General features: G+C 52.5%; 19 protein-coding genes. 4 read left to right on the forward strand and 15 right to left on the reverse strand.

All coding sequences use genetic code 11. The features are described 5' to 3' along the window. Positions 1-532: 532 nt before the first annotated feature. From D7M11_RS08000 to D7M11_RS08030, 5 genes are all read right to left on the reverse strand, one after another. Complete coding sequence (locus D7M11_RS08000) at positions 533-1357, reverse strand: DUF2935 domain-containing protein (RefSeq protein ID WP_193556138.1); 825 nt, start codon at positions 1355-1357, stop codon at positions 533-535. 118 nt (positions 1358-1475) lie between these two features. Further along, complete coding sequence (locus D7M11_RS08005) at positions 1476-1781, reverse strand: hypothetical protein (RefSeq protein ID WP_120746638.1); 306 nt, start codon at positions 1779-1781, stop codon at positions 1476-1478. Between the two features lie 799 nt (positions 1782-2580). Further along, complete coding sequence (gene arsC, locus D7M11_RS08020) at positions 2581-3006, reverse strand: arsenate reductase (thioredoxin) (RefSeq protein WP_120746640.1); 426 nt, start codon at positions 3004-3006, stop codon at positions 2581-2583. 56 nt (positions 3007-3062) lie between these two features. Next, entirely contained in the window at positions 3063-4451 is a 1389-nt protein-coding gene (locus tag D7M11_RS08025) for an arsenic transporter (RefSeq protein ID WP_120746641.1), read from the reverse strand. A gap of 24 nt (positions 4452-4475) precedes the next feature. Further along, positions 4476-4799, reverse strand: coding sequence for an ArsR/SmtB family transcription factor (locus D7M11_RS08030; RefSeq protein WP_120746730.1), 324 nt, complete (start codon positions 4797-4799; stop codon positions 4476-4478). Positions 4800-5069: 270 nt separating this feature from the next. Between D7M11_RS08030 and D7M11_RS37905 the strand changes: the two genes are divergently transcribed. Together D7M11_RS37905 and D7M11_RS36875 are read left to right on the forward strand one after the other, a co-directional pair. Beyond that, complete coding sequence (locus D7M11_RS37905) at positions 5070-5348, forward strand: YHYH domain-containing protein (RefSeq protein ID WP_120746642.1); 279 nt, start codon at positions 5070-5072, stop codon at positions 5346-5348. After that, positions 5230-5808: a hypothetical protein gene (locus D7M11_RS36875; RefSeq protein WP_193556139.1), complete on the forward strand. Its 579-nt coding sequence runs from the start codon at positions 5230-5232 to the stop codon at positions 5806-5808. Before D7M11_RS37905 ends, D7M11_RS36875 begins: the two co-directional genes overlap by 119 nt. 96 nt (positions 5809-5904) lie before the next feature. Here D7M11_RS36875 and D7M11_RS08045 read toward each other — a convergent pair whose 3' ends face one another. The 8 genes from D7M11_RS08045 to D7M11_RS08080 form a co-directional block, all read right to left on the reverse strand. Further along, positions 5905-7182 carry a DNA polymerase IV gene (locus D7M11_RS08045; protein WP_120746644.1) on the reverse strand — a complete coding sequence of 426 codons (1278 nt, stop codon included), beginning with the start codon at positions 7180-7182 and terminating at the stop codon, positions 5905-5907. A 6-nt stretch (positions 7183-7188) separates the two neighbouring features. After that, positions 7189-7596: a YhjD family protein gene (locus tag D7M11_RS08050; protein ID WP_120746645.1), complete on the reverse strand. Its 408-nt coding sequence runs from the start codon at positions 7594-7596 to the stop codon at positions 7189-7191. A gap of 163 nt (positions 7597-7759) precedes the next feature. Continuing rightward, positions 7760-8329, reverse strand: a complete 570-nt coding sequence (locus tag D7M11_RS08055) for a manganese catalase family protein (RefSeq protein ID WP_120746646.1) — start codon at positions 8327-8329, stop codon at positions 7760-7762. Positions 8330-8455: 126 nt separating this feature from the next. After that, positions 8456-8719: a spore coat protein CotJB gene (locus D7M11_RS08060; protein WP_120746647.1), complete on the reverse strand. Its 264-nt coding sequence runs from the start codon at positions 8717-8719 to the stop codon at positions 8456-8458. A 3-nt stretch (positions 8720-8722) separates the two neighbouring features. After that, positions 8723-8869: a spore coat associated protein CotJA gene (locus D7M11_RS08065; RefSeq protein WP_240041012.1), complete on the reverse strand. Its 147-nt coding sequence runs from the start codon at positions 8867-8869 to the stop codon at positions 8723-8725. 304 nt (positions 8870-9173) lie between these two features. Further along, on the reverse strand, positions 9174-10466 hold the full coding sequence (locus tag D7M11_RS08070) for an ABC transporter substrate-binding protein (RefSeq protein ID WP_120746731.1): 1293 nt from the start codon (positions 10464-10466) through the stop codon (positions 9174-9176). Positions 10467-10593: 127 nt separating this feature from the next. Next, a complete protein-coding gene (locus D7M11_RS08075) occupies positions 10594-11430 on the reverse strand; it encodes a carbohydrate ABC transporter permease (RefSeq protein WP_120746649.1) in 837 nt (278 codons plus the stop codon). After that, entirely contained in the window at positions 11431-12315 is an 885-nt protein-coding gene (locus D7M11_RS08080) for a carbohydrate ABC transporter permease (RefSeq protein ID WP_120746650.1), read from the reverse strand. It lies immediately after the preceding gene. Between the two features lie 144 nt (positions 12316-12459). Between D7M11_RS08080 and D7M11_RS08085 the strand changes: the two genes are divergently transcribed. Continuing rightward, on the forward strand, positions 12460-14289 hold the full coding sequence (locus D7M11_RS08085) for a sensor histidine kinase (RefSeq protein ID WP_120746651.1): 1830 nt from the start codon (positions 12460-12462) through the stop codon (positions 14287-14289). Then, entirely contained in the window at positions 14267-15889 is a 1623-nt protein-coding gene (locus D7M11_RS08090; protein ID WP_158606506.1) for a response regulator, read from the forward strand. The genes D7M11_RS08085 and D7M11_RS08090 overlap by 23 nt, the downstream gene beginning before the upstream one ends. A gap of 47 nt (positions 15890-15936) precedes the next feature. On the opposite strand, the gene ytvI is transcribed toward D7M11_RS08090, so the two are convergent. Together ytvI and D7M11_RS08100 are read right to left on the reverse strand one after the other, a co-directional pair. Then, the gene (ytvI, locus tag D7M11_RS08095) at positions 15937-16983 is read right to left on the reverse strand and encodes a sporulation integral membrane protein YtvI (RefSeq protein WP_120746653.1); all 1047 of its coding nucleotides are present in this window, start codon (positions 16981-16983) and stop codon (positions 15937-15939) included. Positions 16984-16998: 15 nt separating this feature from the next. Continuing rightward, positions 16999-18333 (reverse strand): hemolysin family protein, encoded by a 1335-nt coding sequence (locus tag D7M11_RS08100; RefSeq protein WP_120746654.1) that lies wholly within the window; start codon positions 18331-18333, stop codon positions 16999-17001. Positions 18334-18492: the final 159 nt, after the last annotated feature.

Consider the following 18492-nt stretch of genomic DNA (forward strand, 5'->3'; position numbering starts at 1 on the left):
TGGTTCCCAAGCATCCATTCATAAATAATCGGAATAAGCAACTGTCGTGATGTTTGCGAAGGGCGTTTTGATGACATTGATCAGCACGCTTGCCTTTCCATCTGTACCAAGCTTGCCTCCAGGTTTTTGAAATCGAGGGTTTCCAGTACCTCTTCAAAGCGGTTGTCTCACGTACCCGAGCTCCATAGGTACCCGAAGCACTCTCTTCAGCCCTGTCAGACGGGTAAGGTGATGGCCGAACGTCACCCGGCAACATCCCCGGAATATGAATATTCATTTCATCTTATGTATCGCGCTGGAAGAACACTATAGCGCAACTCCTTCGTTTCATCGCTGGGTATTAGCCGTTTCCTGACAAGCACACATCTCCATAGACTAAACCGTATATGCGAAAGACGTACTAAGTGGTGCCTTAGTACGTCTTTCGTGGGAAAGTTTAATTGTTACGATATGGACGATGCTGCCCGGCATCAACATGAGGGTTAAGTGCCTCAAGGATTGATTGAGGACAGTTGCGCCAAGTCAGAAACCTTTAATGTTCCATCATCGTTTGAGGAGCAGGTACAGATTTCCCCGTTAAACTGTTTTCAAACATGTCAATTATGAACAAAAATCTTTCGGCTTCACGGAATACGTGATCCGCAAGTAACGGATGAATGATACTCTTTATTCGGCATGCGTCGATCAAATCTCTGGCCGTTTTCTTAAAGTCGCGCAACGACTTTACGGAAACCCGATTTTGATCTAGAAATTGATCAAGAAGAGGGCCCGTTTGAGATTGTGGACGCATGGAGTCCATGTCTCTGGCTTGAAATAGTAATTGGTCGAACTCCTGACTGAAATTTTCGGCTTGTTCGACAAGCTTCCGTTCCGAAGGATCGAGCAAATGCCCGATGAACTTGGCATGGTCGGCCATAATTCTCAGAAAAAATACATTTTCATCAATAATGGCGTCAGGAAGCGGTTCCAGTCTGCCTGCATTCAGTTCGGTAAGCCGGTTTCTGAAGTAATTGGCTTCCCTGCTTACGTGATCGACCAGCAACGGAAAATTATTCGCTCCCGGAAGCTGGCAACTTAATATCAAGCCGAGCACTTTTCTTTTGAATGCCCATATATAGGTAGCCGCATTACGAACTTCATCGTTAAAACGTTGGATCGTCTGCGGATCCGTTCCGATCGTGAACGCATTTGCCCTATTTTCGATATTTTCAAATATGGAATAAAATTGATTGGCTTCGTTGATTAATTGAGTATCTTCGCAACGGAAGCCAAGTCTGAGAAATAGGGAATGCTCCTTCATAATGCGCGACCAAAATCTTACTTCATCCAACGAACGCGCTACAAACCCATCGGTCATTGTGATGCTCCTTTCGACTCCATAATCTCCCCAATACCATATGTGTATGAATGCCTCAAATGGTTATATGCCCATTGACATCCAACTAAAAAACATGCCTGGCATAGCCAGACATGTTCTATTTAGTCAAGGCTGACTTTGACCAGTAAGGATTGATGCTGCTTAGGAAAGCAGCAAGTTCGTCTGCATTCGCGTACCATTTTTTCTCTATTTCCGCTGCAGCTTGACTATTGCCGGCTTTAGCCGCCTTAACAAGTTGCGCTGCCAACACAAGATGCTCTCTCATCAGACTGTTAAATTGAGTGGCAATCTTGTCACCGTAGTATCGCTTAAACACGGCAGCCATATCTGAAGGATTCCGAAGGAGACGATTTGTAACAAACTCCTCATCCCGCAGTTCTTCTGCAATGCTTATAATAAGCATCCTCGTCCAAGCAAACGTGTTGTTCCCGAATGTTGATCTTGAGCGGACCCATTCCTTAAAGAAGGCGAAGTCGGCTGCTCGTAAGGTAAATAATAGGATTGGCCATACTTATGTTGTGCAAAGATTTTCGTATGGGCCTTTGACTACTCAGCTTTCAAATAAAAAATCCCCAATTCATGGGGATCTCAAAAGCACCTATGTTTGTATTATCGGACATTGTTTTTGTTGTTCGTACCCCCGGAGTGGACTCCAGGCATTAAATTCAATTCGTTAAAGGAGCTGTTCAATCTTTCACCAGCTTGTCTGCTTCCTTTTCGAAGTAAGGGGTTCTTTTTAGAATTAGGACGTATCGCGGAGACTTTCTTATCATGATTCCCCTTGCGCTTGCTTTGATCTGACAATGATTTCTTATCCTTATTATGGTGAAATGGGGCGGCCTTCCAACTATTCAACGTTGAGTGCCTCCTCTCTCAAAAAATCGGCCCATTATTCATGGACTTTCTTGTGTTTGCCATATACCATACGGTTTAGAATCATTGTATTACCGGTCAGAGCATGGCGACAACGCGAATGCCATGGTTAGTCGAAATTTATGAACCGACTTTCGAGTCTTATCGCCTGAATACCTAGGGTATGATACTATGATACTTCCTTTCATTTGTCTTGAAGTGCTCCCCTTTTTGAAAGATCCGAACTCGATCATGACCGGTGCGGAGGGTGGTGCGCAACAGAGAGATAAATCCCTCGCTTCTCCAGCCGAATCAAATTCAACATGCATTCTCCTAATCATAGACGCATCTCATTTCCCTTCTTTGACGAATTGTTCGATCCGGTTCTTAATCGAATCGCGAACGAAGCGAAACCGGGTCATGATCTCTTCTTCGGTCCCGGTGGCTTTGGCGGGATCATCAAACCCCCAATGCCATTTGACGACATTTTTGTTCGATATGACCGGACAATGCTCGTCTGCATGTCCGCAGAGGGTAATGACAAAATCGGCCCGATTCAAAATATCCGGGTCTATGACGTCCGATGTGTGACCGCTTATATCGATCCCTGCCTCTTTCATCACTTGAACGGCACGCGGATTTAAACCATGCGCTTCCAGACCTGCACTTTTCACTTCGTACGTATCGCTTCCCATTGCTTTTAAAAAACCGTCTGCGATTTGGCTTCTGCACGAATTACCGGTACACAAAAAGTAAACTAAAGGTTTTTTCTCCATTGGTAGTGTCTCCTTTGGGTAATCTAATTGTTTAATGTTACGCCTCTTGATTGCTTCTATTTTTGTTTCCCGAAAATAGCTTTCAACATTATCGCTATGAGCGAAAGCACGACCGCGATTACTATGATACTTAACCATACATTTATGGACGTGGATTGAATAAAGGCAAGCCACAAATAAAGACCTGCAAGCGTAATAAACAAGGTGGGAACGGTTAGAAGAAGGCCGATCTTAAAGTAATACCCCCAGCCGATTTTCACATTTTTGGTTGACAGCACATGAAGCCACAGCAAAGTGGCCAAGGAACCGATCGGGGTAATTTTAGGCCCTAGATCCGATCCGATCACGTTGGCGTAGATCAATGCTTCACGAACGAATCCTTCTGTTTGCATGCCTTGGATCGCAAGGGCATCGATCATCACCGTAGGCATGTTGTTCATGATAGAGGATAGAATGGCCGCAATAAATCCCATTCCAACCGTGGCGACGAACAATCCTTTATCGGCAACCGCCTGAATGACACTGCCTAAAGCATCCGTAAGCCCGACATTTCGTAAACCATAAACGACAACATACATGCCGATGGAGAAAATAACGACCGCCCATGGAGCCCCCTTAACCACCTTCCATGTAGGAATCGCCGGGCTCTTTCTCGCCGCTAGCAGGAATGCGGCCGCAGCGATCCCGGCGATAATTGACACAGGAATAGACAAGAATTCACTTGCAAAATACGCCACAAGCAAGGCAGCCAGAATAACCCAGGATAGAGCAAATAGCCTCCTGTCTTTAATGGCCTCCTCAGGCCTTTTTAACTGGGTCAGATTGTAGGTTCTCGGAATACTCTTACGGAAATACAAGAACAGTACAAGGAGGCTCGCGATAATCGAAAAGAAATTGGGTACGATCATTCGACTTGCATATTCCACAAAACCGATATCAAAATAATCGGCGGAAACGATATTCACAAGGTTACTGACCACAAGCGGCAAGGAAGCCGTATCTGCGATGAAGCCACTTGCCATTATAAACGGGAGAACCATCTTTTCCTCAAATTTAAGCGCCCGGACCATTGCGAGTACGATGGGAGTAATGATCAAAGCAGCACCATCGTTCGCAAATAAAGCGGCGACAGCTGAGCCCAAAAGGATGATCAGCACAAACATCAGGACGCCATTCCCACGCGCCAGCCGAGCCATATGCAGAGCGGCCCATTCAAAAAGTCCAACTTCATCGAGTATAAGCGAGATTAGAATAATGGCTACAAAAGCCAATGTTGCATTCCATACAATGCCTGTTACGGTACCCGCATCGGAAAGGCTGACTACACCGAATAGTAACGCAAGGATAGCACCGGCGAGTGCGGACCAACCAATGTTCAAGCCCTTCGGCTGCCATATAACGAACGTCAGGGTAACTAGAAATATCAGAAATGCAATGTAAATCATGAAGCTCCTCCTGAAGTGTTGTGTTCAATTACAGCATTCGTTCTCTTCGCAAACGGCGGACATCAATTTGTCCTTTTGCGAAGGGATGTGCCTTAAGATTTCTGCGATATAGGGCTTGTCTTGGACACTCAGTGCATAATAAACCCACTGACCTCTTTTGGTCTCTTTAACGAGACCGCCATCCTTTAATTTGCGCATATGCTGACTTATGTTGGGTTGACTCGTTTGTAAGATATCTACGATTTCACAAACACAGAGTTCTTTTTCATTTAGCAAGGCAATAATGGTAAGCCGGTTTTTATCCCCAAGCAGTTTTAAAACATCGGCAACTTGTTCAATTTCATTCACTTCCAACACTCCTTTTACACAATCGGGATATTCATCCATTTCAATAAGTCGAATATTCCACTCTACGTTCAATATGGGAACGGAACGATTGGCCAACGCTCGATTCCCCGTTTGCAAATCGAGTTAATTTGTAAATGATTATATAATTAACTACTTATATATGAAAGTTAAGAAAATGTAAATATATTTCTAGTAAAAAAGACATAGTACATTTACACCATATAAATAGAAAAATATGTTATTCTATAAGAAAACAGGAGGGAATTTTAAATGAATAAGTCCCGCATTTTGCTCACTTTAATAATTTTCATGCTGGTCCTACCGACTGTTCAAGCAAATGCCCATTCTGGAAGAACGGATTCAAACGGAGGCCATAACTGTTCCGACGCATCCAAAAAGAAAGGGTTATGCACGGGCTACCATTATCACAATGGAGGAAGTTCGGGCTCAAACTCAAGTTCCGGCTCAAGCTCAATTCCGTCCAGCAAGCCAGCTTCAACTGCACAGCCGTCACTTCCAGCCCCCTACACCCAAGTCGCAAACAAATGATTTTAAAATCACGATACCTACATACGGCGTTCATGTAAATGGACAAAAGATAGACAATTCATCGAGTAAATTCCCTATTTTTGTATATAAAGATATTACGTATTTCCCGATGACCTGGAATTATACGCAAGTGCTTGGATTGAGCATTTCATGGAATGCCGACAACGGATTATTTATTTCAAAGGACAAAACCATCCCCTACCAGAATCAAGTCGAGCTTGATACTGGGGGCTACTTTGTTCCGGGGACACAAATGAATGCACGTTATCCGACATTCAACATCTTTATTAACGGTACATGGTTGAATAACGGAGCCGAAAGTTATCCTTTGCTCACCTACAATGATATCATTTATTTTCCGATGACATGGAAATTTGCAGTCGAGGAGTTAGGGTTGTCCATCAAATTGGATGAAAAAGAAGACTTTTTCATCGAACGACCTAAAGAGTCAGAAAACTAAACAAAATATAAAAAGCAGTAATAGTGAATGATTCCATCATCCGATACTACTGCTTTTTGGTCTTTTTGACTTCTCTAATAAAATTCAATCTGACACTCATTTGTAGTGCCCTCCGATCATCCCCACTCTGCGCTGCGCCTGCCCGGCATTCGTAACCGAAGAGGCCCGCATGATCGAGGCGTTGCCAAAACGGCTTTTGATCTCGTCGGTAGCCCGCTCGAGCGCCATTTTTTTCTCCCGCTCCGGAAATACGGTCATCTGGTACGTTTCGTCCGGCATCAGCTCGCTTAGGGTCACGCCAAGCTTCCGCACCGGCTGGCCATTCCAATGTTTGGCGAAAATTTCACAGACAACCTCGTAGACCTCCTCCGTCAAGTTCGTGTTGTGCTGCATTTTCATTTGCCGATAAAATCCCGTTGGCTGATCGAAGTCCGCCCCTTGGCAGCCCGCCGACACGACTTGCCCCATCAGCCCTTTCGAGCGTACCCGCTGGCATACGAGCTCCGACAGCTCCAGCAGCACTACCTTCAAGTCTTCGAGCTTCCGGTAGTCAAACGGCAGCGTCATCATATGGCCGATTCCTTTTTGCTGCGTATCGAACGTAAAAGGAGACACCGGCGAATCGTCGCTGCCGTTCGCAATCCGCCAGAGCACCTCGGCGTTAATGTCGCTGTTCCGGCCGAATTTCCGGCTGAGACGAGCTTTAAACTGCTCGAGCGGAATACGCGCCAGCTCGCCGATCGTCGTAATGCCCATCCGGTTGAAATGCTGGGTCATGCGGGAGCCGACCATAAACATTTTGTTGATCGGAAGCTGCCAGAGCGTATCGGCCAGCTCTTCCTTTTTGAGCTCGTATATGCCGGATGCGTTTTTCTTCGCAAAGTTGTCGCAGGCCATTTTCGCGAGTATTTTATTTTCGCCGATGCCGACCCGGGTTCGGATTCGCGTTTCGTTCCACACCTGCTTCTGAATGACCTGGGCAATCTGCTCCGGTTCGCCGAAAAGCCGCTCCGACCCGGTAACGTCGATGAATTGCTCGTCGATCGAATAAGGCTCGACCAAGTCGGAAAAACGTTCGTAAATCTCCGTAATTTGTAAAGAAACATCGATGTACAGCTGCATACGCGGCTTGATGATCTCGAGCTGCGGGCATTTGGCTAGCGATTCGCGGATCGTCTCGGCCGTCGTCACGCCGAACGACTTGGCGATTGGACAAGCTGCGAGAATGATACCGCTACGGCGCTCGGGGTCGCCGGCCACGACGATCGGCTTCCCTTCCAGTTCGGGCCGCTGCGCCTTTTCGACGCTCGCATAGAAGCTCTGGCAATCCGCCAAAAACACGACTCTCGGTCTGCGGACAGCAAGGTTCTTCATAGCCCGTCACCCGCCGGAGACAGCTGAATCCGGATCCAGGTTGCCGAGGTAATAGTGCATGAGCAGCTCGATCTCGCCCTCAAACGTTCCCCAGCGCAGCGTAAGCGAACGACATACGCCTTGAGCAGCGAACCAGCGGGTGAAGGAAATCGCATCCTGCCGTTCCTCGCCGAGCTCGACTCCGCTCGCCTGAAGCACCCTGCTTAACTTCGCAATGTCCCGGTCGATCCGGCGTATCACCCGTCTCGCCACCCACGTATAAGGGCTCGGGTATTCGTAAGTATTGTTATTCTCGAAATACAGGTTATCGCTTGCGAAGTTCGACCGGACAACGGGCAAAATCATAATGTTGCGAATAAGCTGTATAACGTCCGGCGATGCGGCGGTGTGCGTATGACTGACAAGCACGGACATGAGAGACCCTCCTTTAGCCCCGTATAGGAACATGTGTTCTTATTATATGCAGGTTTGCGCCGGTTATTCAAGAGCAAGGCGCTGGAAACGCCATGGATCGAGGCTTTCCGACAAAAAAAACGGCACCACGGTTGCATGGATGCCGCCCTCGTCACCTATGTTCTCAAAACACCTTCTGCGCGTCCCGCTCCTCCTTCAAAATTTCGACCGCCTCGCGGAAACGAAGCGAGTGAATAATTTCCCGCTCGCGCAAAAACCGCAGCGAATCCTGCAAATCGACGTCGTCGGTCATGTCGATCAGCCATTGGTACGTCGCCCGCGCCTTCTCCTCGGCCGCGATATCCTCGAACAAATCGGCGATCGGATCGCCCTTGGCCTGAATATAAGCGGCCGTCCACGGTACCCCGGCGGCGTTGCTGTAGAAAAGCGCGTGATCGTGAGCGGCAAAATTCGCCCCGAGCCCAGCCTCCTCCAGCTGCATCGGCGTAGCGTCCTTGGTCAGCTTATACACCATCGTCGCGATCATCTCGAGATGGGCGAACTCCTCCGTGCCGATATCCGTCAAGAGACCGATCACTTTGTCCGGAATCGTGTAACGCTGGTTTAAATAACGCAGCGCTGCAGCCAGCTCGCCGTCCGCCCCACCGTACTGCTCGAGCAAAAATTTCGCCATGCGCGGATCGCATTTGCACACCCGGACCGGATATTGCAGCTTTTTCTCGTAAATCCACATGGTTTCCTGTACCTCCTGACCGCTTCTCGCTTTCCTCCAATCGAAACGAACATGCCGGATGCCGGCGATCCGAAAATAGGAAAGCCGGAGCCGCACGGGCACGCACGGACGTCAGCACGCCGGAGCTTACACCTGCCAGGGCCAGGGCGTGTTTTTCCAATCCCACGGATACCGGCTGAAGCTGTGGCCGTACTGCAGCAGCGGGCCGTAATCGTTCTCGTACTCGCAGGCGATCTGTCTGCGGACCACGGCCGTCTGGTTGAACTGCTCAATCGCCTGCAAATCGTCCGGATGCGTATCGAGATAAAGCGTCAGCTCGATCAGCACAAAATCCGCTTCCTGCAGCCTCCGAAGCAGCTCATAGTAACGCGCATCGAGTTTGTTCTCCATCGGTTAGCATCTCCTGCTCTCGTAAGGACTGAAGTAAGCCGGCCATAACGTTCCGATCCGCAGCGCCTCCGCCGGGGAAAACTGAGGCAAGCCCGGGGGCTGAAGCGGCATCGTTAAGTTGGGCGGTATGACATACGTTTTGACAAGCATCGGCGGACAAGGGTCGAACGGGCCGATAAAAGGACGGTACGCTCGCAGTTGCGGGTTGATCACAGGCTGCATCCTCCTTATTCGAAAATGTCCCTGCAACTAATTGGGCTCTTTCTTAAGCCTATGTCGACAGCCCGGTCCAGTTTCCGCTTTCTTCGCGTGTACACAGCTTTTGCCGCGGCCGAATCGCTCGCCCCCTGGAGCAAACCGATCCGGTTGCCCCCCAAAACGGAAAGAAACCCCCAAAACACGGGGCGTTTCACCCGTTTGATGGAGGTTTCTTACATCTGTTGTTCCGCTGCAATTATTTTTTCAAGCTATCCCACGTTTTCTGGAATTCGCCGAGCATTTGCTCTTTCGTCATCTTTTTGGCGACGTAAGCTTGCATCGCGTCGGCGAATTTTTTGCTCGACGCTTCGCCGCCCGGGAATTTGAACCAGTTCCAGCTTAGCGTTTTGTTATCTTTGACGTATTTCATAATGTCCGCGGCGAGCGGTCCGAGTGTCGCTTCGTCGGCCGTTACCGACTTAAACGCCGGGATGAACTTGAATTCCTTCGTCATATAGGTTTTGCCGATATCCGACGTAACCATCCAGTTCAAAAACTTCTTCGCTTCGTCTTTGACGGCGGAGTTTTTGTTGATGACCCAGTTGTTCGGCACGCCGACTGGCAGTTTATCGCTGGCCGCCGCGTCGTCGCTGATCGGCATCGGCAGGAAGCCGACTTTCAGATTCGGGTTCGTTTTCGTCAGCTGCACTTGCGTCCAGTTGCCCTGCTGCGTCATGGCCGCCTTGCCGGTAGCGAACGTCGTGACTTGCGTGTTGTAGTCCGTTTGCAGCGGATTGGCGTTGCCGTACTTCAGCTGCAAGTCGAACAGCTTCACCCAGTTGTTGAACGTTTCATTGTCGGCGAATTTGGACGTGCCTTTGTTCAGGCCGTCGATAAACACGTTCGGATTGGACTGGTAAGCGAACGGCAAATTCACAAAGTGATTGCCGAGCACCCACCATTCGCCGTAGCCGTTGACGAAAGGCGTAATGCCTTTGGCTTGAAGCTTCTTGGCCGCCTCTTCCAGCTGGCTCAGTGTCTTCGGCAGCTCGGTAATGCCGGCCTGGGCGAACAGCTCCTTGTTGTACAGGAAGCCGTAACCTTCGAGGTTCAGCGGCTGGCCGTACAGCTTGCCGTTTTTCGTCATCGGCTCTTTGGCCGCTTCGACGAGATCTTTCACCCACGGCTGGTCGGACAAGTCTTCCAGATGTTCGAGCCACAGATCGAGATCGGTGAAGCCGCCGTTGTTGAAAATGTCCGGCTTGTCACCGGAGCTGAATTTCGCTTTCAGCGCCGCTCCGTAATCCGCTCCCCCGCCGACCGTATCGATCTGGATTTTGACGCCGGGATTTTCCTTCTCGTATTCTTTGGCCAGCTTCGCCAGCTGCTCGGCGATTTCGACCTTGAACTGGAACATTTTAATCGTGACGTTTTTGCCTCCGGCATTGCCGCCGCTTGCGGAAGAAGACTCCTCTTTTTTGCCGCAGCCTGCCGCGACGAGCGCCAAAAGCAGTACACCGATGAGACCGAGGAATGTAGCGCGTTTCATCATCTAAATTTCCTCCCTTTTATATATATATTTGGTTTATAGCTGTATTGTAAACGGATCGCTTGCCGCCAAACACGTACGCCGATGAACAAATAGGTGGAATTTTGTGAACCGCTTACCCTTACGCTTATCCTTTTACCGACCCGGCCGTAATCCCTTCGATAATATGCCGCTGCATAACAAGGAAAAACAGCACGATCGGCGTAACGCTGAGCACGAGACCGGCCAGCGCCAAGTCCCACTGCTTCGTATATTGCCCGAAGAACGAATACGTCGCCAGCGGAATCGTGCGCAGCTCGGGAGACGATAAAACGAGCGAAGGAAGCAAAAAGTCGTTCCAGATCCAAAGGCTGTTCAGCAGCAAAATCGTCACGCTCATCGGCTTCAGCAGCGGAAACACGATGCGCCAGAAGACGCCGAACGGCGAGCAGCCGTCCACGACCGCAGACTCCTCGATTTCCCGCGGTATCTCCTTGACGAAGCCATGGTACAGAAACAGGTTAAGCGATACCCCAAAGCCCAAATAACAAACGACCAGTCCGGGAATGCTGTCCATAAGATGCAAACGGTCCGCGACGCGCACAAGCGGAATCATGACCGACTGGAACGGAATGACCATCGCCGCGATGAAGGCAAGAAACAGCAGCTTGTTGAACCGGCTCGGCACGCGGACGATCCGGTAGGCGGCCATCGCGCTGATGACGATGAGCCCGATGTTGCTGAACAGCGTAATCAGCAGCGAATTGACGAACGCGCTCGGAAACTTGGTGATTTCCCAAACGCGGGAGTAGTTTTCGAAGTGGAGCGATTGCGGCAAACCCGCCGCGTTAACGAGCAGATCGCCGAAGCTTTTCACCGAGTTGACGATGACGAAGTAAAACGGCGCGAGAAACAGCAGCGCCAGCAGCAGAGCAACCAACTCCAGCAGAAGCAGTCGGGCCGAATAGGAATGGCGTGTTTCCATTTAGGCCTCCACCTCCCTTTTCTTCGTAATGCTTACCTGCACGATCGTCACGAGTGCGACGGCGACGAAGAAAATAACCGATTTGGCCGAGCCGAGGCCGAGCATGTTGTTGCGGAACGCATCCTGGTAAATGTTCAGCGCGATCGATTCGGTCGAGCCGAACGGCCCGCCCTTCGTCAGCGAAATGTTCAGATCGAACATTTTGAACGCCCAGGAGATCGACAGAAACAAGCAAACGGTGACCGCCGGCATAATCAGCGGAAACGTGATGCGCCCGAGCAATTGCAGCCGGTTCGCGCCGTCGATGCGCGCCGCCTCGATAATGTCTTTGGGCACGCCCGCCAGGGAGGCGATATAGATGACCATCAAATAACCCGCTCCCTGCCATACGCTGACGATGACGATTCCCCAGAACGCGGTCGACTCGTCGCCAAGCCACGGCAGGTTGAAGAAGGAGATGCCCGTTTTTTCGCCGATCGTACCGAACCCTTTGACGAAAATAAACTGCCAGATGAAGCCGAGCAGCAAGCCGCCGATCACGTTCGGCATGAAAAAAATCGTCCGCAGGAAGTTGCGAGTCTTAAGCGCCTGTGTGAGCAGCAGCGCGAGCAAAAAGCCGAGCGCGTTCGTCAGCAGCACGCTCGCCAGCGTGAACCGGACGGTAAAAGCGAAGGAGTGGAGAAATGCCCGGTCTTCGGTTAAGATGGTTGTATAATTGGCGAGACCGACCCATTTCATATCAGAGCTGACTCCGTTCCATTCCGTAAACGAGTAGCCGATGCTCATGACGAACGGAAAAAGCACGATCAGGACGAACACGAGCGCGGCTGGACCGACGAATGCGGCCCCAAGCGCCCAGTCTGCCATCGCTTTGCCTTTTTTCATCGTGTCGACCTCCTTTATTTTCTATAAACCGTTATATCGTTATTGTAAACGGAGCGCGTCAGCGCAAACATGGAACCTCGTGACGTATTAGGTGGAACTTGATGACGTCCGGCCGAGACTACGACGAAAGCGAGCTGGGTACCGGTGTTCCGAACGAGCATTCGCAACAAATTAATCGCTTTCCTGCTGGCCGCCGTTACGGTCCCGCTCGCAACATCCATCATAATTACGTACTGGTACACGAAAGATTCAATCGCAAAGGAACGGATCGGCGTGACCGCGGCGCTGCTCGTGCAAGGCCGGGAAAATATACGGCACTACATGGACACGATTCATCAGGCGACCCTGTCTGTATACAACGACGCGAAGCTGAATGAAGCGATCGAGACCGGGGCGACCGACTACTTAAGCGACAAGGAAACGTACCGCGCGCTTATGCATATGGCGAACGTAATGCCGGACATTTACCAGGTATACCTGTACCTTGATCTGGCGAAACAGCCCTATCTGCTGAAGAGCGCGCTGTTCAAGCGCATTCCCGAATCGCCGCAGCCGTTTCGCCCCGACACCTACGGAGCCGAGGTAGCCGTACAGCCGCCGCACGCCAGCCACGACTACGGCTTCGCGCCGACCGCCTATATCGAGCCCGCAACGGTTATGACGATGCACCGCATCATCCGGAGAGTTCCGCGCACCGAGGAGCTCGGCATTTTGTCCGTCGACGTCGATATGCAGGGGCTAAGGACGATGGCCGAAAGCTTGTACGACCGCAGCCGCGAGCAGCTGTTCCTTATCGACGAGCGCGGATACGTCGTGTACGGTCCCGATCCGGGCGACTGGGGGCGGCGTCTGGAGCAAGGCTGGGCGGCCGAGCTGCTGGCGCGGCCGGAGCGGGCCGGCAGCGTATTCGTAGGCGGCGGCGATGGCTTCCGAGGCGTGCAGGTGTACGATACGCTCGAGACGAGTTATTTGCGCTGGACGATCGTAAAGCGCATTCCGGACGAGGCGCTGTACAAGCAAGCTCGCGACGTGGCGCGTATCAACACCTTCGTGCTGGCCGCTTTCTCGCTGCTGTCTATCGTTGTCACCGTCGGCGTCGCCTTCCTGTTCACGGCGCCGATCAAACGGCTCATCGGTTACATCGCGGCGATCGAGAAAGGCAATATGAACGTCGACATCCGGCTGTCGCGAAGCGACGAGTTCGGCCTGCTGGCGGCGCGCTTCCGTTCGATGATGCAGCATATCAACAATTTGATCGTCAAGGAGTACCGGCTCGAGCTGGCCAACCGGACGAACCAGCTGAAGGCGCTGCAAGCGCAAATTCAGCCGCATTTTTTATATAACGCCCTGCAATCGATCGGCACGCTGGCGCTGCAAATGAACGCGCCGAACGTATACAAGCTGATCGCCTCGCTCGGCAAAATGATGCGCTACAGTATGAATACGGGGGAAACGTCGGTGCCGCTGGCGAAGGAAATCGACCACATTCGCTCCTACATGGAGCTTCAGCGAAACCGGTTCGGCGACGGCCTTGCGCTGACGCTCGATATCGACGAACAGACGCTGCAGGTCGAGGTGCCGAAAATGACGCTGCAGCCGCTCGTCGAAAATTATTTCAAGCACGGCATGGTCCCTTCGCCGGAGCAGCCGGGCGAAATTGAGGTTCGCAGCCGAGCGCTGCAGGACGGCACGATTGCGATTACGGTCCGGGACAATGGCCGTGGGGCGGAACCCGCCAGACTGGAGCGCGTTCGCAGGACACTGCGGCTCGCCGGGAAAGGGCTTGATCCGGAGGCGGAAGATGCGGACGGCGGCGGCATCGGCCTCGCGAACGTACTGTCGCGGCTGAAGCTGTTTTATGGCGATGAAGCGGATATGCAGGTTGAGGGGGCCGAGCCGCATGGGTTCCGGATCACCATCACGATACCGGCAAGGGGAAAGGAGGCAGACGATGAAGATCATCATCGTGGATGACGAGAAGCATGTGCGGGATGCGATCAAACTGCTGATCGATTGGGGCGCGCTTGGCATCAATACGATATTGGAGGCGGCGGACGGCGCCACGGCCGTGCGGCTGATCGAGGCCGAGCGGCCGCAAATCGTCTATACCGACATGATGATGCCGAACATGGACGGCCTTTCGCTGCTTCGCTGGATCAAGGAAAACGCGCCGGCGTGCAAAACGATCGTCATCAGCGGACATGACGACTTCCAATTCGTGCGGGGGACGGTCCAATACGGCGGCATGGACTATCTGCTCAAGCCGATCGACGCCGATCAACTGCTGGACGTAACGCAAAAAGCGCTTCGCAGCTGGAGCGAGGAAGAACGCGAACGGATGGAGTCGCATCTGCGGTCGATCCGCATCAATTCGCTGCGTCCGGTGTACTGCGATAAGCTGCTGTCGAACGTGCTCGGCGACCCGGGGACGTATTATGCCGAGAAGGAGTCGTTCGCCCAGGAGTTTCCGCAGCTAACGGAAGGCGTCCCCTGCCGGATCAGCTTGCTGACGACCGATACGCTGCGGGGCAAGCTGCGCGACAAGTTCGCGGCGCATAACGACCTGCTGCTGTTCAGCCTGACCAACATTTGCGGCGAGCTGCTGAACGCGCCGAAGGACGGCTTCGCCTTTCGCTTCTGGGGCTCGAGCCAGCAGATCGCGCTGCTGCATCTGGGACGGCCGGAGCGGGCGAGAGAGACGCTGGAAGCGATCAACGAAGGCTTGTATCGCACCTTCGGGACCCGCGCCGAGTTTGGCATGGGGGGCGTACATCCGTTTCCGCACGGAGCGAAGCAGTCGTATGCGGAGGCGGAAGCCGCGCTGAGGCAGCGCAATCTGCGCAAGCGGGCGGGGTGGATCTGCGAGTTCGATCCGCACAAGCCGCCCCATCCCGCGGAGCTGCATTTCAGCGACTACGAGGACCGGGTGCGGCTGGCGATCCGCAGCGCGAGCAAAGACAAGATCGCAGAAGCGGTCGACGACTGGATCGCCGAGGTGCGAAAAAAAGACGTCGTGACGATCGATCACCTCGACCTGTGGCGGCACGAGTTCGGGGTGCTTAAGTCGCGCTGGGTGAAGGAGTTTTTTCCGGTAAACGAAGCGGATGTTTTTCTTCCGCCGGAAAGCCAGGCAGAGTCGCTGCCGCTGAATGAGCAGGGAGAGCTTTCGCTTGAGAAGCTTCGCGACGAAATGACGGGCAGCCTGCTTCAGCTCGCCGAGCTGCTTTCCAAGGTGACGCAGCAGGAGAGCCATCTCATCTACGAGATCGCCCGCTATTTGCAGAGCCGTCTGGAGCAGGACATTAGCGTCCAGGAAGTCGCCGCGCATTTTTATTTGAGCCGCGAATACGTATCCCGCCGGTTCAAGCAGCAATTCGGCGAGACGATCAGCGACTTTTTGCTCCGTCACCGGATGGAACGGGCGAAGACGCTGCTGCTCAACCCGGCGCTCAAAATCGTGCAGATCGCCCATATGACCGGTTACGAGGACGAGAAATATTTCAGCAAAGTGTTCAAAAAAGCGCTCGGCGATTCCCCGGCCGAATACCGCAAAAAACAAACCGGAGACGCCTGAAGAGGCTTCCCCGGTTTGTTTTGTTTTTTGGTGCGCCGTCTTCGTTATTATTCCAGCTTGATCTTGAACTGGAGCAGACCGGCCTTGCGCATTTCCTTATACAAAATCATCAGAATCGGCCCGAGAAACAGGCCGACGACGCCCATCAGCTTGAAACCGATGTACAAGCCCACGAGCGTAGGCAGCGCGCCGATCCCGATCGAGTCGCCAAGTATTTTCGGTTCGACGATTCGCCGGAATATCGTAATGACGATAAACAACGCAAGCAGCCCGACCGCAAGCGACACTTCGCCCTTGAAAAACACGAACGCCGCCCAGGGCACGATGACCGAGCCTGTGCCGAGTATCGGCAGCACATCGACAATAATGATGAGCAGCGCGACCGCGAACGGATACTCAACGCGAAGGATGAACAAGCCGAGCAGCGATACGAGATACGTAAGTGCGCTTAGAATAATTTGCGCCTTCAGAAAGCCGAGCAGCGAGCTGCGCAAATTGCCGAGCACGCTCGCCACCTTGTCACGCGAACGGTCCTCGAACAGCCCGAGAAAGCCCGTTTTCAGCAAAGGCAGACTAAACGTCGTCAAGTAAAGCGCGACCATAAACACAACGAAGGCGATGAACAGCGTCGGCACCGCTTTGGCCGCATTCAGGAAATAACCCGTGATGCCGGCGATAATGCTCGAGAGCGAGTTGGTCAGTGTCGTAACGCCTTGCTCCAGAGCGGCTTGCATTTGCGCCGCCACGTCGACCGGAAGCGTGCTATAGAACAGCTCGGTCCGTTCGGTCGCATCCTTGAAGTAACGATTGAAGTCTTCCAGAAAAGCCGGCGCCTTTTTGGCGATATCGATCAGTTGCCCGATCAGCCCGGCCCCGCACAAATAAACAAGGCCGAACAGCAGCAGGGCAAACACCGTACATACGATCGTGGCCGAAGCGATGCGGCCGAGCCGCAGTGACCGCATCATCCAAGCAACGACTGGCTCCAAAAACATGGCGATCAGGAGCGCCAGCAAGAACGGCATCCCGACCGTAAACAAGCCGTACAGCAACCCGATGCCAACGACGATCGTAACGATCGTTTTCATCGACATGTTTTCCCGCCCCCTTTATTCCCCGGCTGGATCTTCGGCGGGCTGGGCGGTATCGCTAACGCTAATGTTCACTCTGACGACGCGCAGACGGTCCGCTTCCGCGACCTCGAACACATACCCTCCGTACTCCACCTTCGATCCTTTCAGCGGCATACCTTCCAGCTGCTTGAACAGCCAGCCGCCGATCGAGTCGACCTCGTCGTCCTCGATCTCGACGCGCAGCATGTCGTTAATATCCTCCAACAGCATCCGGCCGTCGACCGACGTAACCTCGCCGTTCACCTCAACGCTTGGGCGGCCTTCGTCGAACTCGTCCATCATTTCGCCGACGATTTCCTCCACTATGTCGTCTACCGTCACTAGGCCCGCCGTACCGCCGTACTCGTCGATAACAACCGCGATTTGCGACCGCTTCTTCTTCATCAGCCGCAGCACATGACTTACTTCCATCGACTCCGGCACGGTCAGAATCGGACGAATGAACGTCTTCAGCTCCTGCTCCTCGTCCGGGTCGCATGTAAGCAGGTCGGTAATATGCACGAAGCCGACGATGCGGTCTTTGTCGCCTTTCGCTACCGGATAACGCGTATGCTTGGAAGCGTAAACCGTCTTCAAATTTTCCGCGAACGACAAGTCCGTATATAGACAGTCCATATCCGTACGCGGCACCATCACCTCGCGGGCCAGCCGGTCAGAAAACTCGAACACGTTGTCGAACAGCGCCATCTCGTCCTTGTCGATAATCCCGCTCCTTGCGCTCTGATTCATCAGAATGCGGATTTCCTCTTCCGTATGAACCTCATGCTCGGTCGCAGGCTGGATGCCGATCAGCCGCAGCAGCCGGTTCGCCGTTCCGTTCAGCAGCCAGATCGCCGGCATGAACACCTTGTAGAACATCATCAGCGGCCCCGACAGCCACATCGACGTCCCTTCCGACTTCTGGATGGCCAGCGACTTCGGAGCCAGCTCGCCCAGCACAATATGCAGAAAGGTGATGACGCAGAAAGCGACAATGAACGATACCGTGTGGCTCCATACCGCATCCGCGAAGCCGAGCTTGGCCAGCACCGGCTCGACGATCAGCCGCGAAATGGCCGGCTCGCCGACCCAGCCGAGACCGAGCGAAGCGAGCGTAATGCCGAGCTGTGTGGCGGACAAGTAGGCGTCCAGCTTGCCGGTTACTTTCAGTGCATATTTCGCCCGCCCGCTTCCTTCGTTTGCGAGCTGAATGAGCCGCGAATGGCGCACCTTGACGAGCGCAAACTCGGCCGCCACGAAAAAGCCGTTCAGAAAAACGAGTACCAGCACGAGGAGTAAATATAGCAATAGTTCGGTCCAGTTATAACCCAATCGTTACTCTCCGGATAAGAAAACCCGGAGAATTCCTCCCTTTTGTTCGTAAAGTTTGATTCTAGTCTTTATCGATAAAGAAAGTTTAAGTTCAAGAACGCGTTAAAGCGAAATGAAATACGACTTTCTTTACCAAGAAAAACTTCCATTAAGTCGCGG

Origin of the sequence: Paenibacillus ginsengarvi (assembly GCF_003626695.1) — a bacterium.
GTDB classification, from domain to species: domain Bacteria; phylum Bacillota; class Bacilli; order Paenibacillales; family NBRC-103111; genus Paenibacillus_AB; species Paenibacillus_AB ginsengarvi.

Coding starts and splice junctions, on each gene's coding strand:
- D7M11_RS08025 (WP_120746641.1), bottom strand. CDS start 4,451: ATGATTTACATTGCATTTCTGATATTTCTAGTTACCCTGACGTTCGTT.
- D7M11_RS08065 (WP_240041012.1), bottom strand. CDS start 8,869: ATGCTTGTCAAAACGTATGTCATACCGCCCAACTTAACGATGCCGCTT.
- D7M11_RS08045 (WP_120746644.1), bottom strand. CDS start 7,182: ATGAAGAACCTTGCTGTCCGCAGACCGAGAGTCGTGTTTTTGGCGGAT.
- D7M11_RS08005 (WP_120746638.1), bottom strand. CDS start 1,781: ATGCTTATTATAAGCATTGCAGAAGAACTGCGGGATGAGGAGTTTGTT.
- D7M11_RS08080 (WP_120746650.1), bottom strand. CDS start 12,315: ATGAAAAAAGGCAAAGCGATGGCAGACTGGGCGCTTGGGGCCGCATTC.
- D7M11_RS08050 (WP_120746645.1), bottom strand. CDS start 7,596: ATGTCCGTGCTTGTCAGTCATACGCACACCGCCGCATCGCCGGACGTT.
- D7M11_RS08090 (WP_158606506.1), top strand. CDS start 14,267: ATGAAGATCATCATCGTGGATGACGAGAAGCATGTGCGGGATGCGATC.
- ytvI (WP_120746653.1), bottom strand. CDS start 16,983: ATGTCGATGAAAACGATCGTTACGATCGTCGTTGGCATCGGGTTGCTG.
- arsC (WP_120746640.1), bottom strand. CDS start 3,006: ATGGAGAAAAAACCTTTAGTTTACTTTTTGTGTACCGGTAATTCGTGC.
- D7M11_RS08055 (WP_120746646.1), bottom strand. CDS start 8,329: ATGTGGATTTACGAGAAAAAGCTGCAATATCCGGTCCGGGTGTGCAAA.
- D7M11_RS08070 (WP_120746731.1), bottom strand. CDS start 10,466: ATGAAACGCGCTACATTCCTCGGTCTCATCGGTGTACTGCTTTTGGCG.
- D7M11_RS08060 (WP_120746647.1), bottom strand. CDS start 8,719: ATGGAGAACAAACTCGATGCGCGTTACTATGAGCTGCTTCGGAGGCTG.
- D7M11_RS08075 (WP_120746649.1), bottom strand. CDS start 11,430: ATGGAAACACGCCATTCCTATTCGGCCCGACTGCTTCTGCTGGAGTTG.
- D7M11_RS37905 (WP_120746642.1), top strand. CDS start 5,070: ATGAATAAGTCCCGCATTTTGCTCACTTTAATAATTTTCATGCTGGTC.
- D7M11_RS08000 (WP_193556138.1), bottom strand. CDS start 1,357: ATGACCGATGGGTTTGTAGCGCGTTCGTTGGATGAAGTAAGATTTTGG.
- D7M11_RS36875 (WP_193556139.1), top strand. CDS start 5,230: ATGGAGGAAGTTCGGGCTCAAACTCAAGTTCCGGCTCAAGCTCAATTC.